Genomic DNA, 24018 nt, shown 5'->3' with positions numbered 1-24018 from the left:
CGCCGAGCTCGGCGTCACGCACAGGACCACGGCGTAAGGCCATCGCGTAGGCCGCCGCACAAGACCACCGCGTACGGCCACCGCCTGAGCCGGCCGCGCGCCGCCGCGCGGCCGGCCCTCGTCCTACCCGAGTCGCTGCACGAGCGCCCGGTACTCGTCCCACAGCTCCTTCGGCGTGCGGTCGCCGAAGGTGTTGAGGTGCTCGGGCACCAGCGACGCTTCCTCGCGCCACACGTCCTTGTCGACGGTGAGCAGGAACTCCAGGTCCGCGTCGGACAGTTCGAGCCCTTCGGTGTCGAGCGCCCCCTTCGCCGGCAGCACGCCGATCGGCGTCTCGACGCCCTCGGCCCGCCCCGCGAGGCGCTCGACGATCCACTTCAGCACGCGCCCGTTCTCGCCGAACCCCGGCCACACGAACCGGCCGTCCGCGTCCTTGCGGAACCAGTTCACGTAGTAGATCTTCGGGAGCTTCTCGCCGTCCCCGCGGGCCTCCGCCGCCTGGCCGACCTTGAGCCAGTGGCCCATGTAGTCGCCCATGTTGTAGCCGCAGAACGGCAGCATGGCGAACGGGTCGCGGCGCAGCTCGCCGACCTTGCCCTCGGCGGCGGCGGTCTTCTCGCTGGCGACGTTGGCGCCGAGGAAGACGCCGTGCTGCCAGCTGAAGGACTCCGTCACCAGCGGTACGGCCGAGGCGCGCCGCCCGCCGAAGAGGATCGCCGAGATCGGCACTCCCTTGGGGTCCTCCCACTCGGGCGCGATGATCGGGCACTGGGCGGCGGGGACGGTGAACCGGGCGTTGGGGTGGGCGGCCGGCGTCCCGCTCTCCGGCGTCCAGTCGTTGCCCTTCCAGTCGGTGAGGTGCGCGGGCAGCTCCTTGGTCATGCCCTCCCACCACACGTCGCCGTCGTCGGTCAGCGCGACGTTGGTGAAGACCGCGTTGCCCCACAGGGTCTTCATCGCGTTGGCGTTGGTGTGCTCGCCGGTGCCGGGCGCGACGCCGAAGAAGCCGGCCTCGGGGTTGATCGCGTAGAGCCGGCCGTCCTCGCCGAACCGCATCCACGCGATGTCGTCGCCGACGGTCTCCACGGTCCAGCCGGACAGCGTCGGTTCGAGCATCGCGAGGTTGGTCTTGCCGCACGCGGACGGGAACGCGGCGGCTACGTACTTCGCGTCTCCCTGCGGAGGCGTCAGCTTGAGGATCAGCATGTGCTCGGCGAGCCAGCCCTCGTCGCGCGCCATCACCGACGCGATGCGCAGCGCGTAGCACTTCTTGCCGAGCAGCGCGTTGCCGCCGTAGCCCGAGCCGTACGACCAGATCTCACGGGTCTCGGGGAAGTGCGAGATGTACTTGGTGGTGTTGCAGGGCCACGGCACATCGGCCTGGCCCGGCTCCAGCGGAGCGCCGAGGGTGTGCACGGCCTTGACGAAGAAGCCGTCCTCGCCCAGCTCGTCGAGCACCGCCTGCCCCATGCGCGTCATGACCCGCATCGCCGTGGCGACGTACGCGGAGTCGGTGAGCTCGACGCCGATGGCCGACAGCGGGGAGCCGAGCGGGCCCATGCAGAACGGCACGACGTACATCGTCCGGCCGCGCATCGAACCCCGGAAGACGCCCTCGTCCCCGGTGAAGATCTCGCGCATCTCGCGCGGATCCTTCCAGTGGTTCGTGGGCCCCGCGTCCTCCTCCTTCTCGGAGCAGATGAAGGTGCGGTCCTCGACCCGGGCCACATCGGTGGGGTCGGAGGCCGCGTAGTACGAGTCGGGGCGCTTGATGGGGTCGAGCTTCTTGAAGGTGCCCTTGGCCACGAGCTCCGCACACAGGCGCTCGTACTCCGCTTCCGAGCCATCGCACCAGACCACGCTGTCCGGCTGAGTGATGTCGGCGATCTCGTCGACCCAGGAGATCAGTTCCCGGTGGTTGGTGAGGCTGCTGGGAGCCGCATTGCTGCGCGCCACGATCGCTCCGTTCCGCACCGGGGTCGCACGCCCCCGGCGTCAGATGTTGAGGGTGAACGGACATCGCTGTCCCCGATGCCCGCCTTTGAGGTAGTCGCCCCGTGGGGGCCGCGACCCGGATGCTTCGTGACCGCTCATCCGGTGCCGACCGCACTCATTTGATCCTCAGGCCCCGGAGCGGACTTGTCCAGAGGTGGTCCTGGTGACCATCACCACTTGGTACCGGTACGTAACTTACGGTTGCGTAGGTAGCATTGCGCACATGAATGCCGCCGCGCCCGACGCCGTTCCCGACGCCGCGTCCGACGACAGCACCATCGCCGAGTCCCCCGTCGGCGCACGCCCACTCCACCTGCCGACCCCGGTCAAACCACGGCTGCGCGGCTGGCTCCACGCGGGCATGTTCCCGGCCGCGCTGATCTCGGGCATCTTCCTGACCGCACTGGCCGACTCCACCCGCGGCCGGATCGCCTGCGCCATCTACACCCTGACCGCCTGCCTGCTCTTCGGCGTCAGCGCGCTCTACCACCGCGGCAACTGGAGCCCGCGGGCCACGGCGGTCCTGCGGCGACTGGACCACGCCAACATCTTCCTGATCATCGCGGGCACCTACACCCCGCTGACCATGCTCCTCATCCCGGGCGGCCGCGGGCAGGCACTCCTCTGGGCGGTCTGGGGCGCGGCGATCGCCGGGATAGCGTTCCGGGTCTTCTGGGTCGGCGCCCCGCGCTGGCTCTACACCCCCTGCTACATCGCCATGGGCTGGGCCGCGGTCTTCTTTCTGCCCGACTTCCTGCGGGCGGGCGGCATCGCGGTGCTCGTCCTCGTGATCGTCGGCGGGCTGCTCTACAGCGCGGGCGGCGTGATCTACGGGATCAAGCGCCCCAACCCCTCACCGCGCTGGTTCGGCTTCCACGAGGTCTTCCACTCCCTCACACTGGCCGCCTTCGCCGTGCACTACGTCGGCATCTCCCTGGTCGCCTACCAGCACGGGTGAGCCGTCGGCCGCTTGACGCCCTCGCCGCCGCGTGCGCGCCCGACGGCCCCGCGTGCGGGAGAGGCGGCCGCTCCCCGCGTGCGGGGAGAGGCGGCCGCGGCCTGGGCGGTGCCGATGCGATACCGGCACTGATGCCGGTGCCAGCGATGATGCCGGTGTTGGCGTTGATGCCGGTGCCGATGCCAATACCGGCGCTGGTGCCGCTGATGCCGATGCCGATGCCGGCGCTGACGCCGGTGCCGGTGCCGGTGCCGGTGCCGGTGCCCGAGAATGACACCCATGGCACCCGCACGTACCTCCACCACCACCGGGCCGACCGGACCCGCCGGGCCCAGACTCGGCCTGCGCGAACGGAAGAAGATCAAGACCCGGCAGGCGATCCGGCACGCCGCCTACCGCCTCTTCACCGAGCGGGGCTACGGCGCCACCCCGATCGAGCGGATCGCCGAGGCCGCGGAGGTCTCCCCCAGCACGGTCTTCCGCTACTTCCCCACCAAGGAAGACCTCGTCCTCACCGACGAGTACGACCCGATGATCGGGGAGCTGCTACGGAACCGCCCGGCCGGGGAGCCCGCGCTCGAGTCCATCCGGCACGTCATGATCGGCACCCTGCGGGAGGCCGCAGCCCACGAGCGGGAGGAGACGCTGCTGCGGGCCCGGTTGGTCTCGGAGGTCCCGGCCATCCGCGCCCGGATGTCCGAGAGCAACGCGGCGACCGGGCGCATGCTCGCCGACGTGCTGGCCGAGCGCACCGGCCGTTCCGCGGACGACCTCGAAATGCGGCTGTTCGTCACGGTCGTCCTCAACGCTTTCGAGGAGGCGCTGCTCTACTGGGCCGAGCGCGGAGCGGCCAAGGACCTGGTGGACATCCTGGACCGCACCGTCGACACCCTCGCCACCGGCCTCCCCCTCCAACCCGGACTGCCCCTCGACTAAGACCTCGCGCCGCAGCCCAGGCCCCGGCGCCGGGGCAGACCCCACTCCCCGGCTCAGGCTCGCCCTTCAGCTCAGGCTCGCCCTTCAGCTCAGGCCCGCGCCCCGGCTCAGGGCTCCCTCTCCCCCCTCAACTCAGGCACCGGTGCCCTGGCTCAAGCCCGTGCCCCAACTCAGGCCTCGTCCCTCGGCACAGGCTCCCGCCTCTCAGCTCAGGCCCCGGTGCCAGCGGCCTTCCCGACCTTCCCGGCGAGCACGGACGGCTCGGCCGTCGGCGCGTCGCAGGTGAAGTTCCGGCACACGTACGCGGCGGGGCGGCCGTTCAGCAGCAGCCGGTCGCGCAGCAGCGGTACGTCCTCGGCCCCGGCGCCCGGCTCGCCGAGCACGACGACCGCGCCGGGGGCCGTACCCAGCAGCGCCGTGCGGTGCAGTGCGGCGGTGGCCGGGTCGGCGGCGGGGCCCACCACGGCCACTTCGCGCGGCCCGTCCAGCAGCGCCTCGGCGACCGCCAGACCCCAGCCGATGAACCGCGGGGCGCGCGGCCCGAGCGCCCTGACCACGCCCAACGCCCGCTCGGCCGCCTCCCGGTGGCGGGAGCTGCCGGTGCAGGCGGCGTAGGACAGGAGCGCCCCGGCGGCCGCCGTCCAGCCGGACGGGGCTGCGTTGTCGGTCGGGTCCTGGGGCCGCCGGATCAGCGCCTCGCCGTCGTCGGGGGTGTCGTACAGCGCCCCGTTCCCCGGGCCGCCCTCCCCCTTGTCTCCTCCGGTCTTGCCCCCTCCGGTGAAGTGGCGGAGCACGGTGTCCAGCAGCAGCCCGGCGAACTCAACCCACACACCCTCGCCGGTGACCGCGGACAGAGCGAGGAAGCCTTCAGCCGTGTCCGCGTAGTCTTCCAGGACACCGAAGTTGGCGCCCGCGGCACCGTCGCGCGAGGTGCGGGAGAGGCGGCCCGCGGGGTCCATGTGGACGCGGACGATCAGGTCGGCGGCGTCCAGCGCGGCGTCGACCAGGTCGGGCCGGTCGAAGTAGGCCCCGGTCTCGGCGAGCGCCGCGACGGCCAGGCCGTTCCACGCGGTGACGACCTTGTCGTCGCGGCCGGGCCGCGGCCGCTCCTCGCGCGCGGCCAGCAGCCGCTGCCGGATCGACTCGATGCGGGCCGCGTCGGCCCGCCCGTCTCCCACCACCGCCCTTCCAACGAAACGCTCCGCGCTGCCGCTCCCCTTTTCCTCGCCCGGGAGTTGGAGCACGGAGGCCCCCTTCTCGAAGGTGCCCTCCTCCGTGACGCCGAAGTACCCGGCAGCGAGCCGGGCGTCCTCCTCACCGAGAACCGTACGCAGCTGCTCGGGCGTCCAGACGTAGTAGGCACCCTCGACGTACGTACCTGTGGCAGCGCCCGCGCCCTCGACGTACGTACCCATGGCAGCGTCCGCACTCTCAACACGCTTGCCCGTAGTGGCATCCGCGCCCTCGAACGCGGGGCTGTCGGCGTCGAGCGCCGAGGCGAACCCGCCTTCCTCCGTGCGCAGCTCACGCACCATGAAGTCGGCGGTCTCCAGCGCCACCCGCCGCGCCAGGTCGGAGCCCGTGGCCCGCCACAGATGCGCGTACACCCGGCAGAGCAGCGCGTTGTCGTAGAGCATCTTCTCGAAGTGCGGAACTTTCCAGTCCCGGTCCACCGAGTAGCGGGCGAAGCCGCCGCCGAGCTGGTCGTAGATGCCGCCGCGGGCCATCGCCTCGCAGGTGTCCAGCGCCATCTGCAGGGCGCCCTCGGAGCCGGTGCGGGCGTGATGGCGCAGCAGGAACTCCAGGGCCATGGACGGCGGGAACTTCGGCGCACCGCCGAAACCACCGCGCGAGGCGTCGTATTCACGGGTCAGGGCGAGCAGCGCCGCGTGCAGCTCGGCCTCGGAGGGCGGTGAAGTCCCGGCCGCGGTCAGGGAGTCGGAGCGGGAGGACAACTCGCGCACGATCCGCCCGGCGACGTCCCCGACCTCCTCGCGACGGTCGTCCCACGCGGCCGCCACGCCCTCCAGGACCTGCCGGAAGGACGGCATGCCGTGGCGCGGGCTGGGCGGGAAGTAGGTACCGAAATAGAACGGCTCGGCGTCGGGGGTCAGGAAGACGGTCATGGGCCAGCCTCCCTGCCCGGTCGCCGCCTGCACGGCCTCCATGTAGACCGCGTCCACGTCGGGCCGCTCCTCCCGGTCCACCTTCACGGACACGAAGTGCCCGTTCATGTACGCGGCGGTGTCACCGTCCTCAAAGGACTCGTGCGCCATGACGTGGCACCAGTGGCAGGAGGAGTAGCCGACGCTCAGCAGCACGGGCACGTCGCGCCGGCGCGCCTCGGCGAACGCGTCCGGCGCCCAGGGCCACCAGTCGACAGGGTTGTCGGCGTGCTGGAGGAGGTAGGGGGACGTCTCGTGCGCCAGTCGGTTCGGCATGTTCCCATCCTGTCTCACCCGACGGTCTTCCCCGAGTTGTCCACAGGCGGGTTTTCCACAGGCCTGCCGGAATCGGCGAAGAGGGGGAAGACTTCTGCGTACGACGAGACGATCGCTGGTGGAGGGGGAAGCGGGATGCCGGGCTCACTGTCCGTCCTGCGGGAGGGTCATCGGACGGAAGCGGAGCGGCTGTTGGCGCGCGCCGTGGAAGAGGAAGTGCGCCGCTCCGGCGGGCGCACGGACGGGACGCTGCTCACGGGGCGGGCGAGAGAGGCGCTGGACGAACTGGCGGCGTCGGCCGCCGAGGAGTACGGCGCGTACGTGCGCGCGCTGGACGAATCGGCCGCCGCGCACCCACCCCTGGGCCAGCGGCTCTCCCGCCAGGCGCTGGGCACACCCGCCCTGGTGGCGGTAGCGGCCGCGGTCGCCGCCTTCACCGCGGACCTCGGGTACGGGACGCCGGCGGGCACCGCTCTGGGTGTGGCCGCCGTGGTGGCCGTGGTGGGTCTGGTGACCGCGCTGCTCAAGCTCACGGCGGGGCACTGGCCCTCGGCGCACCGCCGCGCCGGGCTGCGGAACCAGCCGGGCGGCGCCGAGCAGTTGAGACTGGAGTGGCTGACGGCGCTGGAGGTGCGAGGCATCCGGCCGTTCCTCGACCAGCAGCGGATGCTGGCCGCCGCCACGCGCCGCGGCAGCGTGGCGCCAGGGGTGCCGTCGGCCCGCCAGGGCGGCTCGAGCGCCCCCGTGGGTCGCGGGGCGCGGGCGGGCGACGAGCGGAGCGAGGCGGCCCGGCAGCGGACGGTGCTCCAGCAGTCCTTCGGCCATCTGCCGGAGGAGGACGGCCCGTTCGTGGGGCGGCGGGCCCAGCTGCTGCGGATAGCGCAGTGGGTGCACGCCTCCCGGGCGAGCACCGAGACGAAGCCGACGGTAGTGGTGCTGCACGGCGCCCCGGGCTCCGGGCGCACCACGCTGGCCGTGCGGGCCGCGCATCATCTGCGGGACCAGTTCCGCGGGGCGTGCGTGGTGGATCTGCGCGGAGACAGCCCGGGCGAGCCACCGCTGCCGGTCCGGGACGCGCTGCTGCATCTGCTGAACCGGCTCGGCGCTCCCCGCGAGCAGCTGCTGTTCCGCGAGCGCTCCTCCCCCGAGCAGCAGGTCAAGCGGCTCAGCGAGCTCTACCACCAGCATGTGACGGGCCTGCCGGTCACGGTCGTCCTGGACGGTGCCTCGGACCCGGAGCAGGTGCGGGTGCTGCTGCCGGAGCGCTCCGACAGCCTGCTGCTGGTCACCTCCCGCGAACCGCTCGATCTGCCACCGGAACTCCCGGCCCGGGTCCACCAGTTGGCGGTCGAGCCCCTGGAGGCGGCCGCGGCCGAGGAGCTGCTGAACGCGGTGGCGGAGCAGTCGACGGGCCCGTACGACCTAGAGTCGGGCGACCGGATACGCGAGCTGTGCGGCGGGCTGCCGCTGGCGCTGCGCGTGGCCGGGTCCTCGCTGGGCGCCCGTACGCCGGGCGGTCTGGTGGCCGACCTCGCGGCGTACGGCCCGATGGAACCGGTGGAGCGGGCACTGCGGCTGCGGTACGCCGACCAGCCGGACGGCGCGCGCCGACTGCTGCGCAGACTGCCGCTGGCGGGCCGCGCCAGCCTGGGCACGGCAGCGGCTGCCGCCCTGCTGGCCACCGACGAGCAGGAGGCGGAGCGCCAGTTGACCGCCCTGGCCAGGGCGGGGCTGATCGAGCACGTCCGCGGCAGCCGCTACCGGCTGCACGACCTGGTGCGCGGCTTCGCGCAGGCCCGGCTGCTGGATCAGGAGGAGGCGGGCGAGCGCTCGGCCGCCCAGGAGCGGCTGATCCGCAGCTACGCGGAGCTGGCGGACTCGGTGATCCGGCTGGTCGACGGCAACACCTCGACCCGCGCAGACCGCACCTCCCAGGAGGGCGCCGTCGGCCCGCACGGCTTCACCACCCTGGACGCCGCGCTGCGCTGGCTGGACGACGAGTCGAGCTTCATCACCGCCGAGCTGCGCCACACCGAGGAAGTGGACCAGTCGGTGGTGCTGCACCTGCTGGGCGCGCTGTGCGACTACTGCCTGCTGCGCGGAGACCTGTACCGGCTGGGCGAGTTGAGCGAGCTGACCAAGGCAGCCGACCGAGGCCTGCTGGCGCGCTCCGTGCAGTGGCGCACCGGCGTCGCGGCCCGCCAGCTCGGCGAGCTGGACCGGGCCCGCACCACCCTGTCGTCGGTGGTGGACCTCTACGTGGAGGCGCAGCATCCTGCGGGCGCGGCCCGGGCGCTGCGCGATCTCGGCATCACTCTGCACCACCAGGGCAACCTCCCGGAGGCCGCCGGGAAGCTCCGGCGGGCACTGGACATGCAGGCCGGGCCGGAGCTGGACGGCGACCGGGCCTGGACCCTGCACGCGCTGGCCGCCGTCGAGCGCGACCGGGCCCAGCTGTCCGAGGCGATGGAACTGCTGCGCACGGCGCTGGAGTTGCACCGGGGCAGCGAGAGCGTGCACGGCCAGGCGTGGGCGCACTTCCAGCTCGGCCAGGTGTATCTGCGCACGGGCGAGGTCCCGGAGGCGGAGCGGGAGCTGCGCCTGGCCCTGGACCGCTACGCGAGCACCCGGGACGGCCGCGGCGAGGCCTGGGCGCTGACGCAGCTGGCCCGGGCCCGGCTGGTGGACGGCGACCCGGGCGCCGCGGCCGACCAGCTGCGCCAGGCCCTCTCGCGCCACCGCGACAACGAGGACGCGCGCGGCGAGGCCTGGACGCGCTACTACCTGGGCCAGGCCCTTGAGGAGCAGGCCGAACACGACGCGTCGGTAAGGGAGTTGGAGCGGTCCCGCACGATGTTCAGCCGCATGCGGGACGTGTACGGGCTGGCCTGCGCCCGCCACCACTCGGCGCGCGTCACCCGCGACCAGCGGGCGGCCCGCACCGGTTCGCTGCGCAACAGCGGGTTCGCCCGCCAGCTGCTCCAGGACGCCCGGCTGGACTTCCACCGGGTCGGGGTGGCCCACGGCGAGGCCTGGTCGTGTCTGGAGCTGGCCGTGATCGACGCGGGGAACGGCCGCTCGGCGCAGGCGCTGGAGCTGTGCGACGAGGCGGGCCGCCTCTTCGCCTCCTACGGCGACCGGCGCGGCGGGGACTGGGCGCGGTTCCTGCGCTGCACGCTGCTGCCGTTCGCCTCGGCGGGCGGCTCGGTGGTCGGCACCGCGGTGGCCCAGGAGGAGCTGGCCCGGCTCCTGCGGGAGCCGCACCCCGCGCGCGACCGAAAGCTGGAGGGCTGCGCGGAGGCGTACGCGCTGGTACTCGAGCGCGGTGTCGAACCGGAGACCGGCTGGCAGGCCTGGGCCCTGGGCATGGTCCCAGGCCGCCACTCCAGAGAGGTCATGGGCGTCTCACTGGGCAAGTCGCCCCAGTGAGGTCCGGGAAACCTGACGGCGGCGGGCTGCCGAGGCAGCCCGCCGCTCGCGGGGACCGGCCGCCCTCAGTCGCGCTTCGCGTCGACCGGGACCTCTTCGAAGTCGATCTTCTTGAACTGCTTGTTCATGCTCTTCATGAGCATCCACACGGCCCCGCCGAGCAGCGCGAAGACGATGAAACCGAGGATGCCGGGCGTCACCTTGTTCTCGTCCAGCTCCTTGGCGAGCGGGACGAGCTGCGTCACGGCGAGGTGGGTGGTCGGAAGCGTCATGGGCTCAATTCTCCCGGATGCCCGTGAAGAGGTCGTCCTCGGGGAGGGAGGTGTCGACGAGCGACTTCGCGAGCTCGTACTCCTCCGTCGGCCAGACCTTCTGCTGGATCTCCATCGGCACCCGGAACCAGCCGCCGTCGGGATCGATCTGCGTGGCGTGCGCGATCAGCGCCTTGTCCCGGACGGGGAAGAACTCGGCGCAGGGCACGTGCGTGGTCAGCGTCCGCTCGACCCGCTCGAACTCCTTCCACCGCTCCAGCCACTCCCCGTAAGGCGACTCCATGCCGCGCGAGAGCAGCGCCTCGTGGAGGGCGACGGTGCGCGGCCGGTTGAAGCCCTGGTTGTAGTAGAGCTTCAGCGGCTGCCAGGGCTCGCCCGCCTCCGGGTACTTCGCCGGGTCTCCGGCGGCCTCGAAGGCCACCATCGAGATCTTGTGGGTCATGATGTGGTCGGGGTGCGGGTAGCCGCCGTTCTCGTCGTACGTGGTGATCACGTGCGGCCGGAACTCGCGGATCAGCTTCACCAGCGCGCCCGCGGCCTCGTCCACGTCCTGGAGGGCGAAGCACCCCTCGGGCAGCGGCGGCAGCGGGTCGCCCTCGGGCAGCCCGGAATCCACGAAGCCCAGCCAGGACTGCTTGACGCCCAGGATCTGGCGCGCCTCGTCCATCTCCTTGGCGCGCACCTCGTGGATGTGCTCCTCGATGTACGGGTCACCCTGCAACTTGGGGTTGAGGATGGAGCCGCGTTCCCCACCGGTGCAGGTGGCGACCAGCACGTCCACCCCCTCGGACACGTACTTGGCCATGGTGGCCGCGCCCTTGCTCGACTCGTCGTCGGGGTGGGCGTGGACAGCCATCAATCGCAGTTGCTCGGTCTCGGTCAAGACTCGATCCTCAAGTCCTCGATACAGGTCGGTATGGGGTGCGGCCCGCTTCTCCGGCCGGAGAAGGCGCCTTCTATAGTGACCCAAACGAGGGCCGGTAAATTCCACCGCCCGCACCGCGGGAGGAACGACCATGACCGCCACGGGCGAGGAGCGGGTGGCCGCGCGCTACGGGCGCTCCGCCGACGCCCGCGCGGACCGCGGTCTGAAGGTCGTCGGAGCCGTGCTGGGGGCCGGGCTGCTGGCGGTGGTCGGCTGGTCGGGGTACCACTACGTCGCGGGCCAGCAGGTCAGCGGTGAGCTGATCAAGTTCAAGGTGGTTTCGGACGCCGCGGTCGAGGTGCACCTCGAGGTCCGCAAGGACGCGGACACCCCCGGAGTGTGCACGTTGCGCGCCCAGGCCGAGGACGGCAGCGAGGTCGGCTGGAAGGACCTCCGCTTCGACCGGCGCGAGAGCCGGATCGACGAGGTCGGGACGGTCCGTACGACGCGGCGGGCGACGGCCGTGGAACTGATCGGCTGCAAGGCAGCGGGCGCGAGCCGACCAAGCCGCTGACCTGCACATATGCACTTTTAGCGGTTTTCCTCCTCCCCCTTTCCCGCCGTAATTGTTAGGCTCGTGGTTTCGCCCACCCGTCATGGCGCAATGCTCCGGGTAGGGCGTTGCTTTGTATTCCCCAGTACCGACGAGGAGCACCTGTGACCCAGACCAGCGAGAACGTCACCTGGCTCACCCAGGAGGCGTACGACCAGCTCAAGGCCGAGCTGGAGTACCTGTCGGGTCCCGCACGCACCGAGATCGCCAAGAAGATCGAGGCGGCCCGGGAGGAGGGTGACCTGCGGGAGAACGGCGGGTACCACGCCGCCAAGGAGGAGCAGGGCAAGCAGGAGCTCCGGGTCCGCCAGCTGACGCAGCTGCTGCAGTCGGCCAAGGTCGGCGAGGCTCCCGCGGACACCGGTGTGGTGGCGCCCGGCATGGTCGTGACCATCGCCTTCGGCGGCGACCCCGACGACACCCTGACCTTCCTGCTGGCCTCCCGCGAGTACGCGAGCGCCGACATCGAGACCTACTCGCCGCAGTCGCCCCTGGGTCGCGGTGTCCTGGACAAGAAGGTGGGCCAGGACGCCGACTACGAACTGCCGAACGGCCGCACGGCCTCGGTGCGCATCCTCGACGCCAAGCCGTACCAGGGCTGACGCCCCCGCGAACACGAACGAGCCCCCGCCCGTGACGGGCGGGGGCTCGTTCGTGTTGCCGCTGTCCGGTCAGGCCCTCATCAGGCGGCCGCGGAGCGGTACTTGCGCACCGACAGCGTCCGGAAGAACGCGATGATCAGCACCGACCAGATGACCGAGGCCAGCACCGGGTGCTGCATCGGCCAGGCGTCCGGCACCGGGTAGTTCGGCGGCAGGTTGCCGAAGAGCTCGCGACAGGCCTGCACGGTGGCGCTGAACGGGTTCCACTCGGCGATGTGGCGCAGGACGGTCGGCATGTTGTTGGACGGGACGAACGCGTTGGAGATGAACGTCAGCGGGAACAGCCAGATCAGGCCACCGGAGGTGGCCGCCTCGGGGGTCCGCACGGTCAGGCCGATCAGCGCGCCGATCCAGGAGAAGGCGTAACCGAGCAGGAGCAGCAGCCCGAAGCCGGCCAGCATCTTGGGGATGCCCTCGTGGACCCGCCAGCCGACGATCACCGCGACGATCGCCAGCACGATGACGGTCAGCGTGGTCTGCACGAGGTCGGCGAGCGTACGGCCGGTGAGGACCGCGCCGCGGGCCATCGGCAGCGACCGGAAGCGGTCGATGAGGCCCTTGTGCATGTCCTCGGCGATGCCCGCGCCGGCGCCCGCCGTGGCGAACGTGACGGTCTGCGCGAAGATGCCCGCCATCAGGAACTCGCGGTAGACGTCGGGGCTGAGGTTGCCGCCGACGCTGATCGAGCCACCGAACACGTAGCTGAACAGCACCACGAACATGATCGGCTGAATCAGCCCGAAGATCACGACCTCGGGGATGCGCGCCATCCGGATCAGGTTGCGCTTGGCCACGATCAGCGAGTCCCGTACGGACTGGCTCAGCGCGCCGCGGGGCTTGATGGCGGTGGTCACGGCGGTCACTTGGCGTTCTCCTTCCGCTCCGCCTCGTTCGCGGTCTCGTTTGCGGCCTCGTTCTCGGTTTCGGCCGCGTGCCCGGTCAGGGAGATGAAGACGTCGTCCAGGGTCGGGCGGCGCAGCCCGATGTCGTCGATCTCGATGCCCCGGGTGTCGAGTTCGCGGATGACCTCGGCGAGCAGCTTGGCACCGCCTGCGACCGGCACGGTGATCTTGCGGGTGTGGGTCTCGACGCTGGCCTCGCCCTTGCCGAAGCCGCGCACGATCTCGGTGGCGCCCGTCAGGTGGGCGGCGTCGTGCACGACGACCTCGACGCGCTCGCCGCCGGTCTGGGCCTTGAGCTGGTCGGAGGTGCCGCGCGCGATGACCTTGCCGTGGTCGATGACGCAGATGTCGTGCGCAAGGCGGTCGGCCTCCTCCAGGTACTGCGTGGTGAGCAGCAGGGTCGTGCCGCCCGCGACGAGCTCCTCGATGACCTCCCACAGCGCCTGCCGGTTCCGTGGGTCGAGGCCGGTGGTCGGCTCGTCCATGAACATCACGGGCGGGCTGACGACCAGCGCGGCGGCCAGGTCGAGCCGGCGTCGCATGCCGCCGGAGTAGGTCTTGGCGGTGCGGTCGGCCGCGTCGGCGAGGTTGAAGCGCTCCAGCAGCTGCTGCGCGCGCGCTTTCGCGTCGCGGGCGCTCATCTGGTAGAGCTGGCCGACCATTTGGAGGTTCTCGCGGCCGGTGAGGTACTCGTCGACGGCCGCGAACTGGCCGGACAGGCCTATGGCTCTGCGGACGTCGTTCGGCTGCCTGACCACGTCGAGGCCGGCGACGACCGCCCTGCCGCTGTCGGGCTGGAGCAGCGTCGTCAGCACCCGTACCGCGGTGGTCTTGCCGGCGCCGTTCGGGCCCAGCAGTCCCAGCACGGTGCCCTCGGGCACGTCCAGGTCGACGCCGTCCAGAGCCCTCACATCGCCGAAGGTCTTCACGAGACCCTCGGCGTAAATGGCGCCTGGCATGAATGTTCTCCCAGTTGTCATGGGGTGGTTTGTCGTGAACTGAAGCCGGATCAAGCCGTGACCGGGCCGCCAACCATACCGCAGACGCGATATGTCGCGATACTTTTCGGTGGAGTCCGCCCTACGCGACGGAGTCCGCCCCGCACGGGCCGCACGCACCTCCGTGATGGCCGTTTGCCTACGTGATGATCGTGTAGCCCGCCTCCCGCAGGGCCGCCTCCAGCTCGGCGCAGTGCTCGGGTCCCTTCGTCTCCAGGTGCAACTCCACCTCCGCCTCCGTGAGTCCGAGCCGCGGATCGGTCCGTACGTGGCTCACGTCAAGGACGTTAGCGTCGACCACTGACAACACCCCGAGAAGCGTCGCGAGCGCCCCTGGACGGTCCGTCAGCCGCAGCCGCAGCGACAGATAGCGCCCGGCGGCCGCCATGCCGTGCCGCAGCACCCGCTGCATCAGCAGCGGGTCCACGTTGCCGCCGGACAGCACCGCCACGACCGGCCCTTCGAAGGTGCCCGGCCGAGACAGCAGCGCCGCCACCGAGCTGGCCCCGGCCGGCTCCACCACGAGCTTCGCCCGTTCCAGGCACAGCAGCAGCGCACTGGAGAGCTCGTCCTCGGAGACCGTACGGACCTCGTCCACGAGGTCGCCGATGATTTTGAAGGGCACCTCGCCCGGCCGCCCGACCTTGATGCCGTCGGCCATCGTCGCCATCGACTCCAGCACCACCGGCCGCCCGGCCGCCAGCGAGGGCGGGTACGCCGCCGCGCCCTCCGCCTGCACACCGACCACCCTCACATCCGGTCGCAGTGCCTTGACCGCCACGGCGATCCCCGCCGCCAGACCGCCGCCGCCGATGCCGACGACGATCGTCCTGACCTCGGGGCACTGCTCCAGGATCTCCAGGCCCACCGTGCCCTGCCCGGCCACCACGTCCCGGTGGTCGAAGGGGTGGATGAAGACGGCGCCGGTCTCGCGCGCGTACTCCTGGGCCGCGCGCAGCGTCTCGTCCACGACCTGGCCGTGCAGCCGCACCTCGGCGCCGTACTCCCGGGTGGCCGCGACCTTCGGGAGGGGCGCGCCCGAGGGCATGAAGACGGTCGAGCGGACGCCCAGCAGCGAGGCCGCGAGGGCGACTCCCTGCGCGTGGTTGCCCGCACTGGCCGCGACCACGCCGGCCGCGCGCTGCCCCGGGCCCAGGCCCGCGATCCGCACGTACGCGCCGCGCACCTTGAAGGAACCGGTCCGCTGGAGGTTCTCGCACTTGAGGTGTACCGGAGTGCCCACCAGCTGGCTCAGGTGCCTGCTGCCCTCCATGGCCGTCATCCGGGCAACCCCGGAGAGGAGCTTGTGCGCCGCGCGGACCTCGTCGATGGTGATCTCGGTCAGGTCCGGCGTAGGGGCGGCGGAGGTGGGGTCGACCGGCCCATCGTTTTCAGCCATGGGCCAAGTCTCGCAGCTCCCGTCCGGCACGGCGCGCGGCGCCGGGAAGGCAGACGTGGCCTGGGCTTCACAGTATTTTCACTGACCCGTACGAGTGATGGCTCCGGCCGCGTACTCTGTGCGCAACACAGCCCGTTCCCACGAAGTGAGCCCAGGCCATGCCCACCACTCCGGATGTGACGACCGCTCCTCCAGCCTCCGGCCGGGATGCACTTTCAGACAGCGGACTACTCGACGCACTGCAACACCAAGTGGCCCTTTTCGCCCGACGTGCCGAGCAGACCCGACTGGGCGGCGTGGGCCAGGTCCGCAACTCGATGGACCGTGCCGCGTATCTGCTGCTCAACCGCCTGGACAAGGAGGGGCCGATGGGCGTCAAGGCGCTCGCGGCCGGCATGGGCATCGACTCCTCGACCGTGACGCGGCAGGTCGCACCGCTCGTCGACACCGGCCTGGTCAAGCGCACCTCCCACCCGGAGGACGGGCGGGCCGTGGTGCTCCAGCTGTCCCCGCGCGGCAAGGCCCGCCTGGAGGAGGTGCGCTCCTCGCGGCGGCAGCTGATGGAGCTGCTGACGGAGGACTGGGCCGAGGAGGAGCGGCAGACGTTCTGCACGCTGCTCACCCGCTTCAACGAGGCGCTCTCCGCCCGCATGGCGGCACCCGCTCCCCCGGCCCAGGGGACGTCCCCGGCCTAGACGAGCCTCGACGGCGCGCCGCCGGGGCCCTTTGTGTGCGGGCCCCGGCGGCGTGCCGGCCGAGCTACGGCTTCGGGTCCCGGTCGCCGACCGCGGACCCGTGGTCGTCCTTGCCGAGGCGCTTCTGCTCGGCGGCGGTGAGGCTGATGTTCTCCTCCACGTGGTTGGGCGAGCCGTTCCCCACGGGCAGGCCCATCCTCGTGGCCACATCGGCCCGCAGCTGGGGCATCTTCTTGTAGAAGGCGTTGCCCGGGCACAGGGTGGAGCCGGGCCGGTAGGGCTGGTTGAGGTCCCGATGCGCCACGATCGCGGTCATCGGCGCGAGGCCGTACTCCTTGCACAGCCACGCACAGGTCTCGACGAGCTTGTCCCACTGCGCGTCCGTCGGCAGCGCGCTCGTATAGGTGCCCTCGTTCTCGATGCCGATGGTCGCCGTGTTCCAGTTGGCCGTGTGCGCGCCGACGACGTGCTTGCCGCCCTTGATGGCCTGAAGGGAACCGTCCCGCCCCTCCATGAGGTGGCCGCCGCGGCTGATCGTCAGCTGCTGGCCGATGTCCCGCCAGCCGTTGCCGTTCATGTGGGAGTGCTGGCACCTCCGCTGCATCTCAAAGGCCCATTCCTGCGAATCGTCGGTGACGTTCTGGTTGGCCATGTGGTGGATCACGATCAGCCCGGGCGTGAACGGCTCCGGCGCCACGACGCTGGTGGGCGCCAGAGCTCGCCACTCCTCACGGGTGTGGACCCGGGGCCCGTCGTCACCGGCGGCCGCCTCGTCCTGGGTCATCCTGGTGGGTCCAGGTATGTGCACGTCGCCCGGCTGAAGCGCTTTGCGCGGCGCCTCCGACGCACCCGCCTTGGGAAGGGCGACCGCGCCCAGGGCCAGCGCGGCTGTTCCGCCGAGCACGGTCTTACCCAGAAAGTTACGGCGCCCGCGCTCAGCACCCTGCTCTTCGGACATGGTGAACTCGTTTCTCTCGATAGGGGACATGTACCGGCGAGCGATGAAGGGCTTCGGCGTCCCGAAGCCCTTCACCCCATGGTGTTGTGAGTGCCTGAAGTGGTGTCGGGAGCGCCTAGAGCTTCCTGCGGACTGCCCAGATGAGGGCGCCACCCCCGGCGAAAAGGCCGAGGCCGACCATCAGGGGCAACTTCCAGCCGCTTGAACCGGTCGAGGCGAGGGAGTCGTTCTTACCGGGCGAGGCCGGGGCGGCGGTCGGCTTGGCGGTGGCCGGCGGTGTGGCGCCGGGCGTCGGGTCGGCGCTTACGGGAGGGGCCACCACGTCGGGCTTGTCCGTGGGAACAGTGGTGGGCGGAGTCATGGGAGGCGTCGTGGGAGCAGTGGTGGGGTCGCCGGCTCGGGCAACCGTCTTGAAGAACTGATCCTCAGTGACCGAGAGTGCGTTGCCATCGGTGTGCGACGCCCCCAGACCGTAGATCCACCAGTCACCGGCCGGCGTACCCTCGTTGAACTTCACGCGGAACGTGTAGTCGACGCTCTCGCCGGGCTGGATCGTGATCCCGTACCCACCGGGCTCTGCAGCACAGTTGAAATACCCGGCATTTATCTCCGACTTCCGCCAGGCTCCCTGACCCTCGCGGAACTCCACTTCGGACTTGTCGCACTCCGGCTCTATCGGCTCGCCACCATCGGGGAACTGCGCCCCGTACACCAGTCCCGGCGCCCACCGGCCGAGGACCTTGTCCGAATTGTTTTCGACACGGAGCTTCAGGGTCGTCCAGTCCCCACCGATCTCGACCTTGGCCGGCATCTTGGAGAGCGTCATGTCGGGGCCGTAGTTGTCCTCGTCCTCCTCGCCGTTCCGTATGTCGTCGACAACCGCGCTGAAGGAGGGGAGGTAGCCGAGCCTCTGGCCCTGGCTATTGGGGTGGAAGGACTGCTCGGGAGGCAGGGTGGGGCGATGGATCCACGGCTCCTGCGAGTTGCTCGCGTGGCCGTCGAACGCTTTCTGTACGTCGGCGAAGTAGTGGCCCTCGTCTTCTGCCGTTTCTTGAATGACCTTGTTGAGAAGGCCGGTTGCCGCGTTGACGAGCCGCTGGTTCTCCGGGCTCATGCGCTGCCCCGTCGCCGACTCTGGCCCCGGACCGTCACCGGTGAACAGATAGGGGTATCCCACGGCCACGATGTCAGCGCCCGGCGCGCGCTCCCCGATCTCGTCGTAGACCTTCTTCAGCTGTTTCGGCAATGCGTCGGTGACGTACTCCTCCGACTTCTTCACCACTTCCTCGCACTGCTCATGCGTGCCGGCGAAGCAGGCGGCAACCGCATCGATGGCGCCGGCGTCATTGCCGCCGATTCCGATGCTCACGAGGTCGGTATTCTCGCTCAGCGCGGCGAGTTGGTTCTTGAGCACGTCCTCTGTCGTGGCACCACTGCAGGCGGCGAACTGGAAGTCCGAAGCGCCGTTTGCTTGTGCCCACAGCGACGGATAAGCGCTCTCGCTGCGCTTGCAGGCCCCGCTGCCGGGATCGTAGGAGCCGGCTCCCACGCCTGACGAATAGGAGTCCCCCAGCGCGGCATACGCGATCTCCAGTGGATTTTCCTCCCAAGTGGCGGCGGAGGCAGGGGAAGCGGAGACCAGAAGGCCACCGACGGCCGCGGTGGCCAGAAATGTCAGTGATCGGCTGAGGCGCATGGAGTCCTTGTTTCCTGAGTACGAGGGAATCTCAATACCCCTGAGAGGCTACGCGGATCCCTTCGCGACAGAAGCGGAAAATTGGCCACCTCCCACTTCATAGATAGACAGGTGGAATCCACTTTGGGCCGCGCACCGTTCGCCATTCGCCGCAGGAGCCTTGACCTCCGAGCGCCACTGCCGTCCCATGGAGCGGGGAGGCGCGGTGCGAGAGCGGCGGGCAGCACAACAGTGCCGCCGCGCCCGGGAGTTCGAGGCGTTCGTCGCGGGCGCGGCAGGCCGGCTTCTGCATGCCGCCACACTGCTGACCGGTGACCCCGCGGCGGCGGAACGGCTGTTGACCGCAGCCCTGGCCCGTACGTTCGCGGCGTGGGACCGCCTCCACGGCGAGGATCCGTACGACCGCACACGCCAGGAGCTCGCCACCCGCTTCGCCCGCACCATGTGGCGGCGGCACCCGCGCGGAGGGGCGCTCGCGCGGCTCACGCCGCAGGAGCGCCTGGTGGTCGTGCTCCGGTTCTACGAGGGCGTGGCCGAGGAGCAGGCCGCGGCCCAACTCGGGCTCCCCGCCGAGCGGATCCGCGCGATCTGCCTGCGCGCCACGTCCACGCTGCGCAGCCGGCCCCCCGCGCCGCCCTCGGTATCCGGTGAGGCGCATCCCGCGGACGCCGGGCGCCCCACCGGTGAGAGGCGCTCCTCAGAGGAGGGCGAGGGGCACGCGGTGAGGGCGCCATGAGTCTTCGCGACCGCGGGCAGGACGAGGTCCGCAGGATGCTGGACGGGCCGCACCCACTCGTACCGCCGGATCTGGCGGCGCGAGCGGCCGAGCGGGGGCAGCGGATCCTGGCCCGGCGCCATGTCCTGCGGGCCGCGGGGTGGGCGCTGCTCGTCGCCGCCGCGGCGGCCTTCTCGGTGTGGGCCGCGGCGACCCGGCCGTGGGACGTACCGCCCGCCGGCACCACACCGCCGCTGGAGGGTTGGTGACGGCCCCGGCGGGGAGGTGGCGACATCCCCGGCGTAGCTGGTGACGGCCCCGGCCGTCGAGCAGCCGGGGCCGTCCTCGTAGCGGGGCCCGGGTCAGCCCAGGGCCTGGGCCAGGTCGGCGAGCAGGTCGTCGACCGCCTCGATGCCGACCGACAACCGCACCAGGTCGGCGGGCACCTCCAGGGCGGAGCCCGCGACCGAGGCGTGGGTCATCCGGCCGGGGTGCTCGATCAGCGACTCGACGCCGCCCAGGGACTCGCCGAGCGTGAAGAGCCGGGCCTGGTCGCAGACTTCGACGGCCGCCTGCTCGCCGCCCGCGACGCGGAAGGAGACCATGCCGCCGAAGGACCGCATCTGCTTGGCGGCGGTCTCGTGGCCCGGATGCCCGGGCAGGCCCGGGTAGTAGACGCGGTTCACCTTGGGGTGGGCGGTGAGGAGTTCGGCCACGCGCGCGGCGTTGGCGCTGTGCCGGTCCATCCGGACGGCGAGGGTCTTGATGCCGCGCAGGGTCAGCCAGGCGTCGAAGGGGCCGGCGACGGCGCCCATCGCGTTCTGGTGGAAGGCGAGTTCGTCGCCGAGCGCGTCGTCGCCGACCACGAGGGCGCCGCCGACGACGTCGGAGTGCCCGCCGACGTACTTGGTCGTGGAGTGCACGACGATGTCCGCGCCGAGCGCGAGCGGCTGCTGGAGGTAAGGGCTGGCGAAGGTGTTGTCGACCACGAGCCGCGCCCCGGCGCCGCGCGCCGCGTCGGCGACCGCCGCGATGTCGGTGATGCCGAGAAGCGGGTTGCTGGGCGTCTCCACCCAAATGATCTTGGTTTCGGGGGTGAGCGCCGCCCGTACGGCCGCGGCGTCGGAGGTGTCGGCGACCGACCACCGCACGCCCCAGCGCTCGGCGACCTTCGCGAACAGCCGGAAGGTGCCGCCGTAGGCGTCGTTGGGGATGACGACGTGGTCGCCGGGCACGAGCAGCGCGCGCAGCAGGCAGTCCTCGGCGGCGAGGCCGGAGGCGAAGGCCAGCCCGCGCCGGCCGCCTTCGAGGGCGGCGAGGTTCTGCTCCAGCGCGGTGCGGGTCGGGTTGGCCGAGCGGCTGTACTCGTAGCCGCCGCGCAGGCCGCCGACACCGTCCTGCTTGTACGTGGACACCTGGTAGATCGGCGGTACGACGGCCCCGGTGAGCGGGTCCGCCTCCTGGCCGGCGTGGATGGCGCGGGTCTCGAACCCCTGATGCGCGTGCTGGTCGCTCATGGACCGAGAGTAGCCCCCGCGAGGACGGAACCCCGGGGCTCGCTCCGGTGTACTAGAGACGAAGGGCAACCGGCACGCGGCCGGCTGCGGCCCGGGATCCGGCGGCGGAATCCGGCGCGGCATCCGACCGCCACTCGACACGGGACACTGGACACCATGGAGACACTGCTCATTCTGCTCGCCCTCACCATGATCGGCGGCCTGGTGGTCGTGCCCGTGCTGCGGCGCATGCGCGGTGGCCGGGCGGCGCAGCGCGGCCACGGCTCCGCCATCGACCCCGGGCAGTACGGCTTCGCGCCACCGGACCGCCTGGACGTGCGCCTGCCGGGGCCCGACCCGGAGCTGGCGGAGGCCCTGGAGGACATACGGCGCACGCAGGACTGGCGCCCGGCGGCCCAACTGCTGGCCACCACGACGGGCGCCGGCGCCTGGGAGCTGCGCTGGCAGCGGGTCCAGACGCTGGCGGGCGCGGCGGCAGCCGAGTCGGCGGAGGCGCCGGGCGACGGCGGCCGCTGGCTGCGGACCTGGCGCGCGGAGGCGCCGAAGGACGCGGGCGGCGCGGTCGTGCACGCCGAGTTCCTGGTGCGGCAGGCGTGGCAGTCCTCGGCGGGGCCGGGCTCGGATGAGTACCGGATCATCCTGGAGGAGGCCCGGACGGTGTGCGCAGGCGCCACGCTCCTGGCCCCGGGCGACCCCACGCCGTACATCGTCGAACTGGCCGTGGCACGCGGGCTCGCCTATCGGGAGGCCGACTTCGAGGAGCTGTGGGCCAAGGTCACCTCCCGGGCGCCGCAGCACATGGGCGCGCACCTGGCGGCGCTGCACTACTGGTGCGAGAAGTGGCACGGCTCGAAGGAGAAGGCAGACGCCTTCGCTCAGGGCGCGGCGGGCTCGGCCCAGGCCCAGGAGAAGTCCCTGCTGCCGGCCCTGCCGCTGTTCGCGGTCTTCGAGCACCTGCCGGAGGTGAACGTCGTCCGCGGCCTGTACGAGAGCGAGGTGGTGGGCCGGGCCGTCCAGGGCGCGCTCTTCGCGGCCCGCTCGGTCCCAGCCGACCACCCCGTGCTCCCGCACGTGCGCCACCTGCTGGTCTGGTTCCTCGTACGAGCCGAGCGCTACGCCGAGGCGATGGAGCAGCTGGGCCATGTCGACGGGCACGTGGGCGCGGTGCCGTGGTCCTACGAGCCGGACCCGGTGGGCGTGTACGCGGCGTACCGGGCGCAGGCGGTCGCGGGCTGGGAGCGCGCGGGCGGCACCCCGGCCACCATGCCGCGCTAGCCCAGCCAGCCGAGCCAGCCGAGCCAGCCGAGCCAGCCGAGCCAGCCGAGCCAGCCGAGCCAGCCGAGCCAGCCGAGCCAGCCGAGCCAGCCGAGCCAGCCGAGCCAGCCGAGCCAGGAATTCCCGGACCGGCTCACACGTTCCCTGTTCGGATGCACGATGCGAGGAGTCGCCCGATGTCCCTGAACCGCCGCGAGACCCGGCTGCCCACCCCCGAGGAGGCGCTGCGCGGGCGCGAGACCCCCGAGTTCGCCGTGCCGGATCGCCATACGGTGCTGGGCAATCCGCTCCTGGGCCCCTACCCCGAGGGGCTGGAGGTCGCCGACTTCGGGCTGGGCTGCTTCTGGGGCGCCGAGCGGAAGTTCTGGCAGACCCCCGGGGTCTGGACGACGCTGGTCGGCTACCAGGGCGGGCACACCCCGAACCCGGCATACGAGGAGGTGTGCAGCGGTCTGACCGGGCACACCGAGGCGGTGCGCGTGGTCTTCGACCCGGCCGTCGTCTCGTACCCGCAGCTGCTCAAGGTCTTCTGGGAGGCGCACGACCCCACGCAGGGATTCCGCCAGGGCAACGACGTGGGGACGCAGTACCGCTCGGCGATCCACACCCACTCCCCGGAGCAGGCGGCCGCCGCCGAGGCCTCGCGCGAGGCGTTCCAGCCGGTGCTGACGAAGGCGGGCCACGGGTCGATCACCACGGAGATCCTCCCGGCGGAGGGCCGCCCGTTCTACCCGGCGGAGCCGTACCACCAGCAGTACCTGGACAAGAACCCCAACGGCTACTGCGGCATCGGCGGCACGGGCCAGTCCTGCCCCATCGGTGTCGCGCCGGCCGGGGGGTGAGCGTGGGCGGCGCCCCGCCTCCTGGGCTCGAGTCCCGTGGGTCTCGTGCCGCTCTTCCGAGAGTCTCGTGAGTTCCAAGAGTCTCGTGCCACTCAGGTCCCGTGTGGTGCTCAACTCTCGTGTGTGTAGCGGAGGTAGAAGACCACGATGGCCATGCCTAGGCCCATGAAGAGCCCGAGGAATCCCGCCTTCAGCCATGTCTCCCCGCTCAGGCTCTGCAGGTAGCCCATCGCGCCGCCGAAGAGCACCGCATACGCGGCCGCGCGCTGCTCGCGTTTCAGCCGCCGCTGGGCCTTGCCCAGCAGGAAGCAGAGTGCCGCGACGGCCGCGCCGCCCACGAGCGCGACGATGGTGATGAAGGTGTTGGACTCGCCGTTGTTGCTGGACAGCCAGGCCGCGTACAGGCCGTAGGCGATGCCCAGCGTCAGCGGGATGCCCACGGACATGCCCCTGAGGGCACCGACCCGGTGCTCCTTGGGGCGGCGGTGGCGCGCGCGCCCGGGCAGTGCGGGGTGAGCGGAAGTGGACATGGCGTGCTCCTCTCGGCCGCGAAGTCCCTCCACCACCAGAGCACACCCGCCACCTCCCACCGGCAACCCCGGCGTCAGGCCGCCGAGCGGTCCGTGATCGTCACTCGGCCCTTTTTGATGGTCGCCAGGCGCGGGGCGCGGCGGGCGATCGCGCTGTCGTGGGTGACCATGACGAAGGTCAGGCCGTGCTCCTTCCACAGCCCTTCCAGCAGGTCGACGATGTCGTCGCGCATCGACTCGTCGAGGTTGCCGGTCGGCTCGTCGGCCAGCAGCACCTTCGGCTGCTTCACCAGCGCCCGCGCGATGGCCACGCGCTGCTG

23 protein-coding genes are annotated in these 24018 nt (G+C 71.5%); 10 read left to right on the top strand and 13 right to left on the bottom strand.

Annotated elements, in window-relative coordinates; translation table 11 throughout:
* Positions 1 to 123 precede the first annotated feature (123 nt).
* Positions 124 to 1956, bottom strand: coding sequence for a phosphoenolpyruvate carboxykinase (GTP) (locus tag AOK16_RS07265; protein WP_055471403.1), 1833 nt, complete (start codon positions 1954 to 1956; stop codon positions 124 to 126).
* Between the two features lie 262 nt (positions 1957 to 2218).
* Between AOK16_RS07265 and trhA the strand changes: the two genes are divergently transcribed.
* Both trhA and AOK16_RS07255 read left to right on the top strand, forming a co-directional pair.
* Entirely contained in the window at positions 2219 to 2953 is a 735-nt protein-coding gene (trhA, locus tag AOK16_RS07260) for a PAQR family membrane homeostasis protein TrhA (protein WP_079101137.1), read from the top strand.
* Positions 2954 to 3223: 270 nt separating this feature from the next.
* Complete coding sequence (locus AOK16_RS07255; protein ID WP_107098290.1) at positions 3224 to 3889, top strand: TetR/AcrR family transcriptional regulator; 666 nt, start codon at positions 3224 to 3226, stop codon at positions 3887 to 3889.
* 209 nt (positions 3890 to 4098) lie between these two features.
* On the opposite strand, the gene AOK16_RS07250 is transcribed toward AOK16_RS07255, so the two are convergent.
* A complete protein-coding gene (locus tag AOK16_RS07250) occupies positions 4099 to 6330 on the bottom strand; it encodes a thioredoxin domain-containing protein (RefSeq protein ID WP_055471401.1) in 2232 nt (743 codons plus the stop codon).
* A 135-nt stretch (positions 6331 to 6465) separates the two neighbouring features.
* Between AOK16_RS07250 and AOK16_RS07245 the strand changes: the two genes are divergently transcribed.
* The gene (locus AOK16_RS07245; RefSeq protein WP_055471400.1) at positions 6466 to 9759 is read left to right on the top strand and encodes a tetratricopeptide repeat protein; all 3294 of its coding nucleotides are present in this window, start codon (positions 6466 to 6468) and stop codon (positions 9757 to 9759) included.
* A gap of 65 nt (positions 9760 to 9824) precedes the next feature.
* Here AOK16_RS07245 and AOK16_RS07240 read toward each other — a convergent pair whose 3' ends face one another.
* Both AOK16_RS07240 and mca read right to left on the bottom strand, forming a co-directional pair.
* Entirely contained in the window at positions 9825 to 10031 is a 207-nt protein-coding gene (locus AOK16_RS07240) for a hypothetical protein (RefSeq protein WP_055471399.1), read from the bottom strand.
* Positions 10032 to 10035: 4 nt separating this feature from the next.
* Positions 10036 to 10887, bottom strand: coding sequence for a mycothiol conjugate amidase Mca (gene mca, locus AOK16_RS07235; RefSeq protein ID WP_055471405.1), 852 nt, complete (start codon positions 10885 to 10887; stop codon positions 10036 to 10038).
* A 160-nt stretch (positions 10888 to 11047) separates the two neighbouring features.
* Between mca and AOK16_RS07230 the strand changes: the two genes are divergently transcribed.
* On the top strand, positions 11048 to 11470 hold the full coding sequence (locus tag AOK16_RS07230; protein WP_055471398.1) for a DUF4307 domain-containing protein: 423 nt from the start codon (positions 11048 to 11050) through the stop codon (positions 11468 to 11470).
* A gap of 143 nt (positions 11471 to 11613) precedes the next feature.
* The gene (gene greA / locus AOK16_RS07225) at positions 11614 to 12111 is read left to right on the top strand and encodes a transcription elongation factor GreA (protein ID WP_055471397.1); all 498 of its coding nucleotides are present in this window, start codon (positions 11614 to 11616) and stop codon (positions 12109 to 12111) included.
* Positions 12112 to 12191: 80 nt separating this feature from the next.
* Here greA and AOK16_RS07220 read toward each other — a convergent pair whose 3' ends face one another.
* From AOK16_RS07220 to ilvA, 3 genes are all read right to left on the bottom strand, one after another.
* Entirely contained in the window at positions 12192 to 13034 is an 843-nt protein-coding gene (locus AOK16_RS07220; protein ID WP_055471396.1) for an ABC transporter permease, read from the bottom strand.
* The gene (locus AOK16_RS07215) at positions 13031 to 14032 is read right to left on the bottom strand and encodes an ATP-binding cassette domain-containing protein (protein ID WP_055471395.1); all 1002 of its coding nucleotides are present in this window, start codon (positions 14030 to 14032) and stop codon (positions 13031 to 13033) included. Before AOK16_RS07215 ends, AOK16_RS07220 begins: the two co-directional genes overlap by 4 nt.
* Before the next feature lie 178 nt (positions 14033 to 14210).
* Positions 14211 to 15470 (bottom strand): threonine ammonia-lyase, encoded by a 1260-nt coding sequence (ilvA, locus tag AOK16_RS07210; protein ID WP_079101136.1) that lies wholly within the window; start codon positions 15468 to 15470, stop codon positions 14211 to 14213.
* A 158-nt stretch (positions 15471 to 15628) separates the two neighbouring features.
* On the opposite strand from ilvA, the gene AOK16_RS07205 reads away from it, so the two are divergent.
* The gene (locus tag AOK16_RS07205) at positions 15629 to 16165 is read left to right on the top strand and encodes a MarR family winged helix-turn-helix transcriptional regulator (RefSeq protein WP_055471394.1); all 537 of its coding nucleotides are present in this window, start codon (positions 15629 to 15631) and stop codon (positions 16163 to 16165) included.
* A 64-nt stretch (positions 16166 to 16229) separates the two neighbouring features.
* Here AOK16_RS07205 and AOK16_RS07200 read toward each other — a convergent pair whose 3' ends face one another.
* Positions 16230 to 17123: a peptidoglycan recognition protein family protein gene (locus AOK16_RS07200; protein WP_157859136.1), complete on the bottom strand. Its 894-nt coding sequence runs from the start codon at positions 17121 to 17123 to the stop codon at positions 16230 to 16232.
* Positions 17124 to 17238: 115 nt separating this feature from the next.
* On the bottom strand, positions 17239 to 18819 hold the full coding sequence (locus tag AOK16_RS07195) for an SGNH/GDSL hydrolase family protein (RefSeq protein ID WP_079101135.1): 1581 nt from the start codon (positions 18817 to 18819) through the stop codon (positions 17239 to 17241).
* Positions 18820 to 19024: 205 nt separating this feature from the next.
* Here AOK16_RS07195 and AOK16_RS07190 point away from each other — a divergent pair, with 205 nt between their 5' ends.
* Positions 19025 to 19555, top strand: coding sequence for a sigma factor-like helix-turn-helix DNA-binding protein (locus tag AOK16_RS07190; RefSeq protein ID WP_079101138.1), 531 nt, complete (start codon positions 19025 to 19027; stop codon positions 19553 to 19555).
* Complete coding sequence (locus AOK16_RS07185) at positions 19552 to 19803, top strand: hypothetical protein (RefSeq protein ID WP_055471391.1); 252 nt, start codon at positions 19552 to 19554, stop codon at positions 19801 to 19803. Before AOK16_RS07190 ends, AOK16_RS07185 begins: the two co-directional genes overlap by 4 nt.
* Positions 19804 to 19896: 93 nt before the next feature.
* On the opposite strand, the gene AOK16_RS07180 is transcribed toward AOK16_RS07185, so the two are convergent.
* On the bottom strand, positions 19897 to 21051 hold the full coding sequence (locus AOK16_RS07180; protein WP_055471390.1) for a cystathionine gamma-synthase: 1155 nt from the start codon (positions 21049 to 21051) through the stop codon (positions 19897 to 19899).
* Positions 21052 to 21207: 156 nt separating this feature from the next.
* On the opposite strand from AOK16_RS07180, the gene AOK16_RS27400 reads away from it, so the two are divergent.
* Positions 21208 to 22326 carry a hypothetical protein gene (locus AOK16_RS27400; RefSeq protein ID WP_055471389.1) on the top strand — a complete coding sequence of 373 codons (1119 nt, stop codon included), beginning with the start codon at positions 21208 to 21210 and terminating at the stop codon, positions 22324 to 22326.
* Here the strand turns inward: AOK16_RS27400 and AOK16_RS28040 are convergent.
* Entirely contained in the window at positions 22323 to 22463 is a 141-nt protein-coding gene (locus tag AOK16_RS28040) for a hypothetical protein (protein WP_240483423.1), read from the bottom strand. The genes AOK16_RS27400 and AOK16_RS28040 overlap by 4 nt on opposite strands.
* A gap of 39 nt (positions 22464 to 22502) precedes the next feature.
* Here AOK16_RS28040 and msrA point away from each other — a divergent pair, with 39 nt between their 5' ends.
* Positions 22503 to 23168: a peptide-methionine (S)-S-oxide reductase MsrA gene (gene msrA, locus AOK16_RS07170; RefSeq protein WP_055471388.1), complete on the top strand. Its 666-nt coding sequence runs from the start codon at positions 22503 to 22505 to the stop codon at positions 23166 to 23168.
* Positions 23169 to 23278: 110 nt separating this feature from the next.
* Here msrA and AOK16_RS07165 read toward each other — a convergent pair whose 3' ends face one another.
* Both AOK16_RS07165 and AOK16_RS07160 read right to left on the bottom strand, forming a co-directional pair.
* On the bottom strand, positions 23279 to 23698 hold the full coding sequence (locus tag AOK16_RS07165; RefSeq protein ID WP_157859135.1) for a hypothetical protein: 420 nt from the start codon (positions 23696 to 23698) through the stop codon (positions 23279 to 23281).
* Between the two features lie 74 nt (positions 23699 to 23772).
* Positions 23773 to 24018, bottom strand: a 246-nt coding sequence (locus AOK16_RS07160) for an ATP-binding cassette domain-containing protein (RefSeq protein ID WP_157859134.1), incomplete at its 5' end; no start/stop codon positions are given.

Source organism: Streptomyces pathocidini, assembly GCF_001418495.1.
In the GTDB taxonomy this organism is placed as follows: Bacteria; Actinomycetota; Actinomycetes; order Streptomycetales; family Streptomycetaceae; genus Streptomyces; species Streptomyces pathocidini.
Note: the sequence above shows the minus strand (reverse complement) of the source record. Positions and strands in the feature narration are given on the sequence as shown.

What these genes read in the sequence shown, in the direction of transcription:
- trhA (WP_079101137.1), top strand. Translation starts at nt 2,219, where the DNA reads ATGAATGCCGCCGCGCCCGACGCCGTTCCCGACGCCGCGTCCGACGAC.
- AOK16_RS07255 (WP_107098290.1), top strand. Translation starts at nt 3,224, where the DNA reads ATGACACCCATGGCACCCGCACGTACCTCCACCACCACCGGGCCGACC.
- AOK16_RS07250 (WP_055471401.1), bottom strand. Translation starts at nt 6,330, where the DNA reads ATGCCGAACCGACTGGCGCACGAGACGTCCCCCTACCTCCTCCAGCAC.
- AOK16_RS07245 (WP_055471400.1), top strand. Translation starts at nt 6,466, where the DNA reads ATGCCGGGCTCACTGTCCGTCCTGCGGGAGGGTCATCGGACGGAAGCG.
- AOK16_RS07240 (WP_055471399.1), bottom strand. Translation starts at nt 10,031, where the DNA reads ATGACGCTTCCGACCACCCACCTCGCCGTGACGCAGCTCGTCCCGCTC.
- mca (WP_055471405.1), bottom strand. Translation starts at nt 10,887, where the DNA reads ATGGCTGTCCACGCCCACCCCGACGACGAGTCGAGCAAGGGCGCGGCC.
- AOK16_RS07230 (WP_055471398.1), top strand. Translation starts at nt 11,048, where the DNA reads ATGACCGCCACGGGCGAGGAGCGGGTGGCCGCGCGCTACGGGCGCTCC.
- AOK16_RS07215 (WP_055471395.1), bottom strand. Translation starts at nt 14,032, where the DNA reads ATGCCAGGCGCCATTTACGCCGAGGGTCTCGTGAAGACCTTCGGCGAT.
- ilvA (WP_079101136.1), bottom strand. Translation starts at nt 15,470, where the DNA reads ATGGCTGAAAACGATGGGCCGGTCGACCCCACCTCCGCCGCCCCTACG.
- AOK16_RS07205 (WP_055471394.1), top strand. Translation starts at nt 15,629, where the DNA reads ATGCCCACCACTCCGGATGTGACGACCGCTCCTCCAGCCTCCGGCCGG.
- AOK16_RS07200 (WP_157859136.1), bottom strand. Translation starts at nt 17,123, where the DNA reads ATGTCCGAAGAGCAGGGTGCTGAGCGCGGGCGCCGTAACTTTCTGGGT.
- AOK16_RS07195 (WP_079101135.1), bottom strand. Translation starts at nt 18,819, where the DNA reads ATGCGCCTCAGCCGATCACTGACATTTCTGGCCACCGCGGCCGTCGGT.
- AOK16_RS07185 (WP_055471391.1), top strand. Translation starts at nt 19,552, where the DNA reads ATGAGTCTTCGCGACCGCGGGCAGGACGAGGTCCGCAGGATGCTGGAC.
- AOK16_RS07180 (WP_055471390.1), bottom strand. Translation starts at nt 21,051, where the DNA reads ATGAGCGACCAGCACGCGCATCAGGGGTTCGAGACCCGCGCCATCCAC.
- AOK16_RS27400 (WP_055471389.1), top strand. Translation starts at nt 21,208, where the DNA reads ATGGAGACACTGCTCATTCTGCTCGCCCTCACCATGATCGGCGGCCTG.
- msrA (WP_055471388.1), top strand. Translation starts at nt 22,503, where the DNA reads ATGTCCCTGAACCGCCGCGAGACCCGGCTGCCCACCCCCGAGGAGGCG.
- AOK16_RS07165 (WP_157859135.1), bottom strand. Translation starts at nt 23,698, where the DNA reads ATGTCCACTTCCGCTCACCCCGCACTGCCCGGGCGCGCGCGCCACCGC.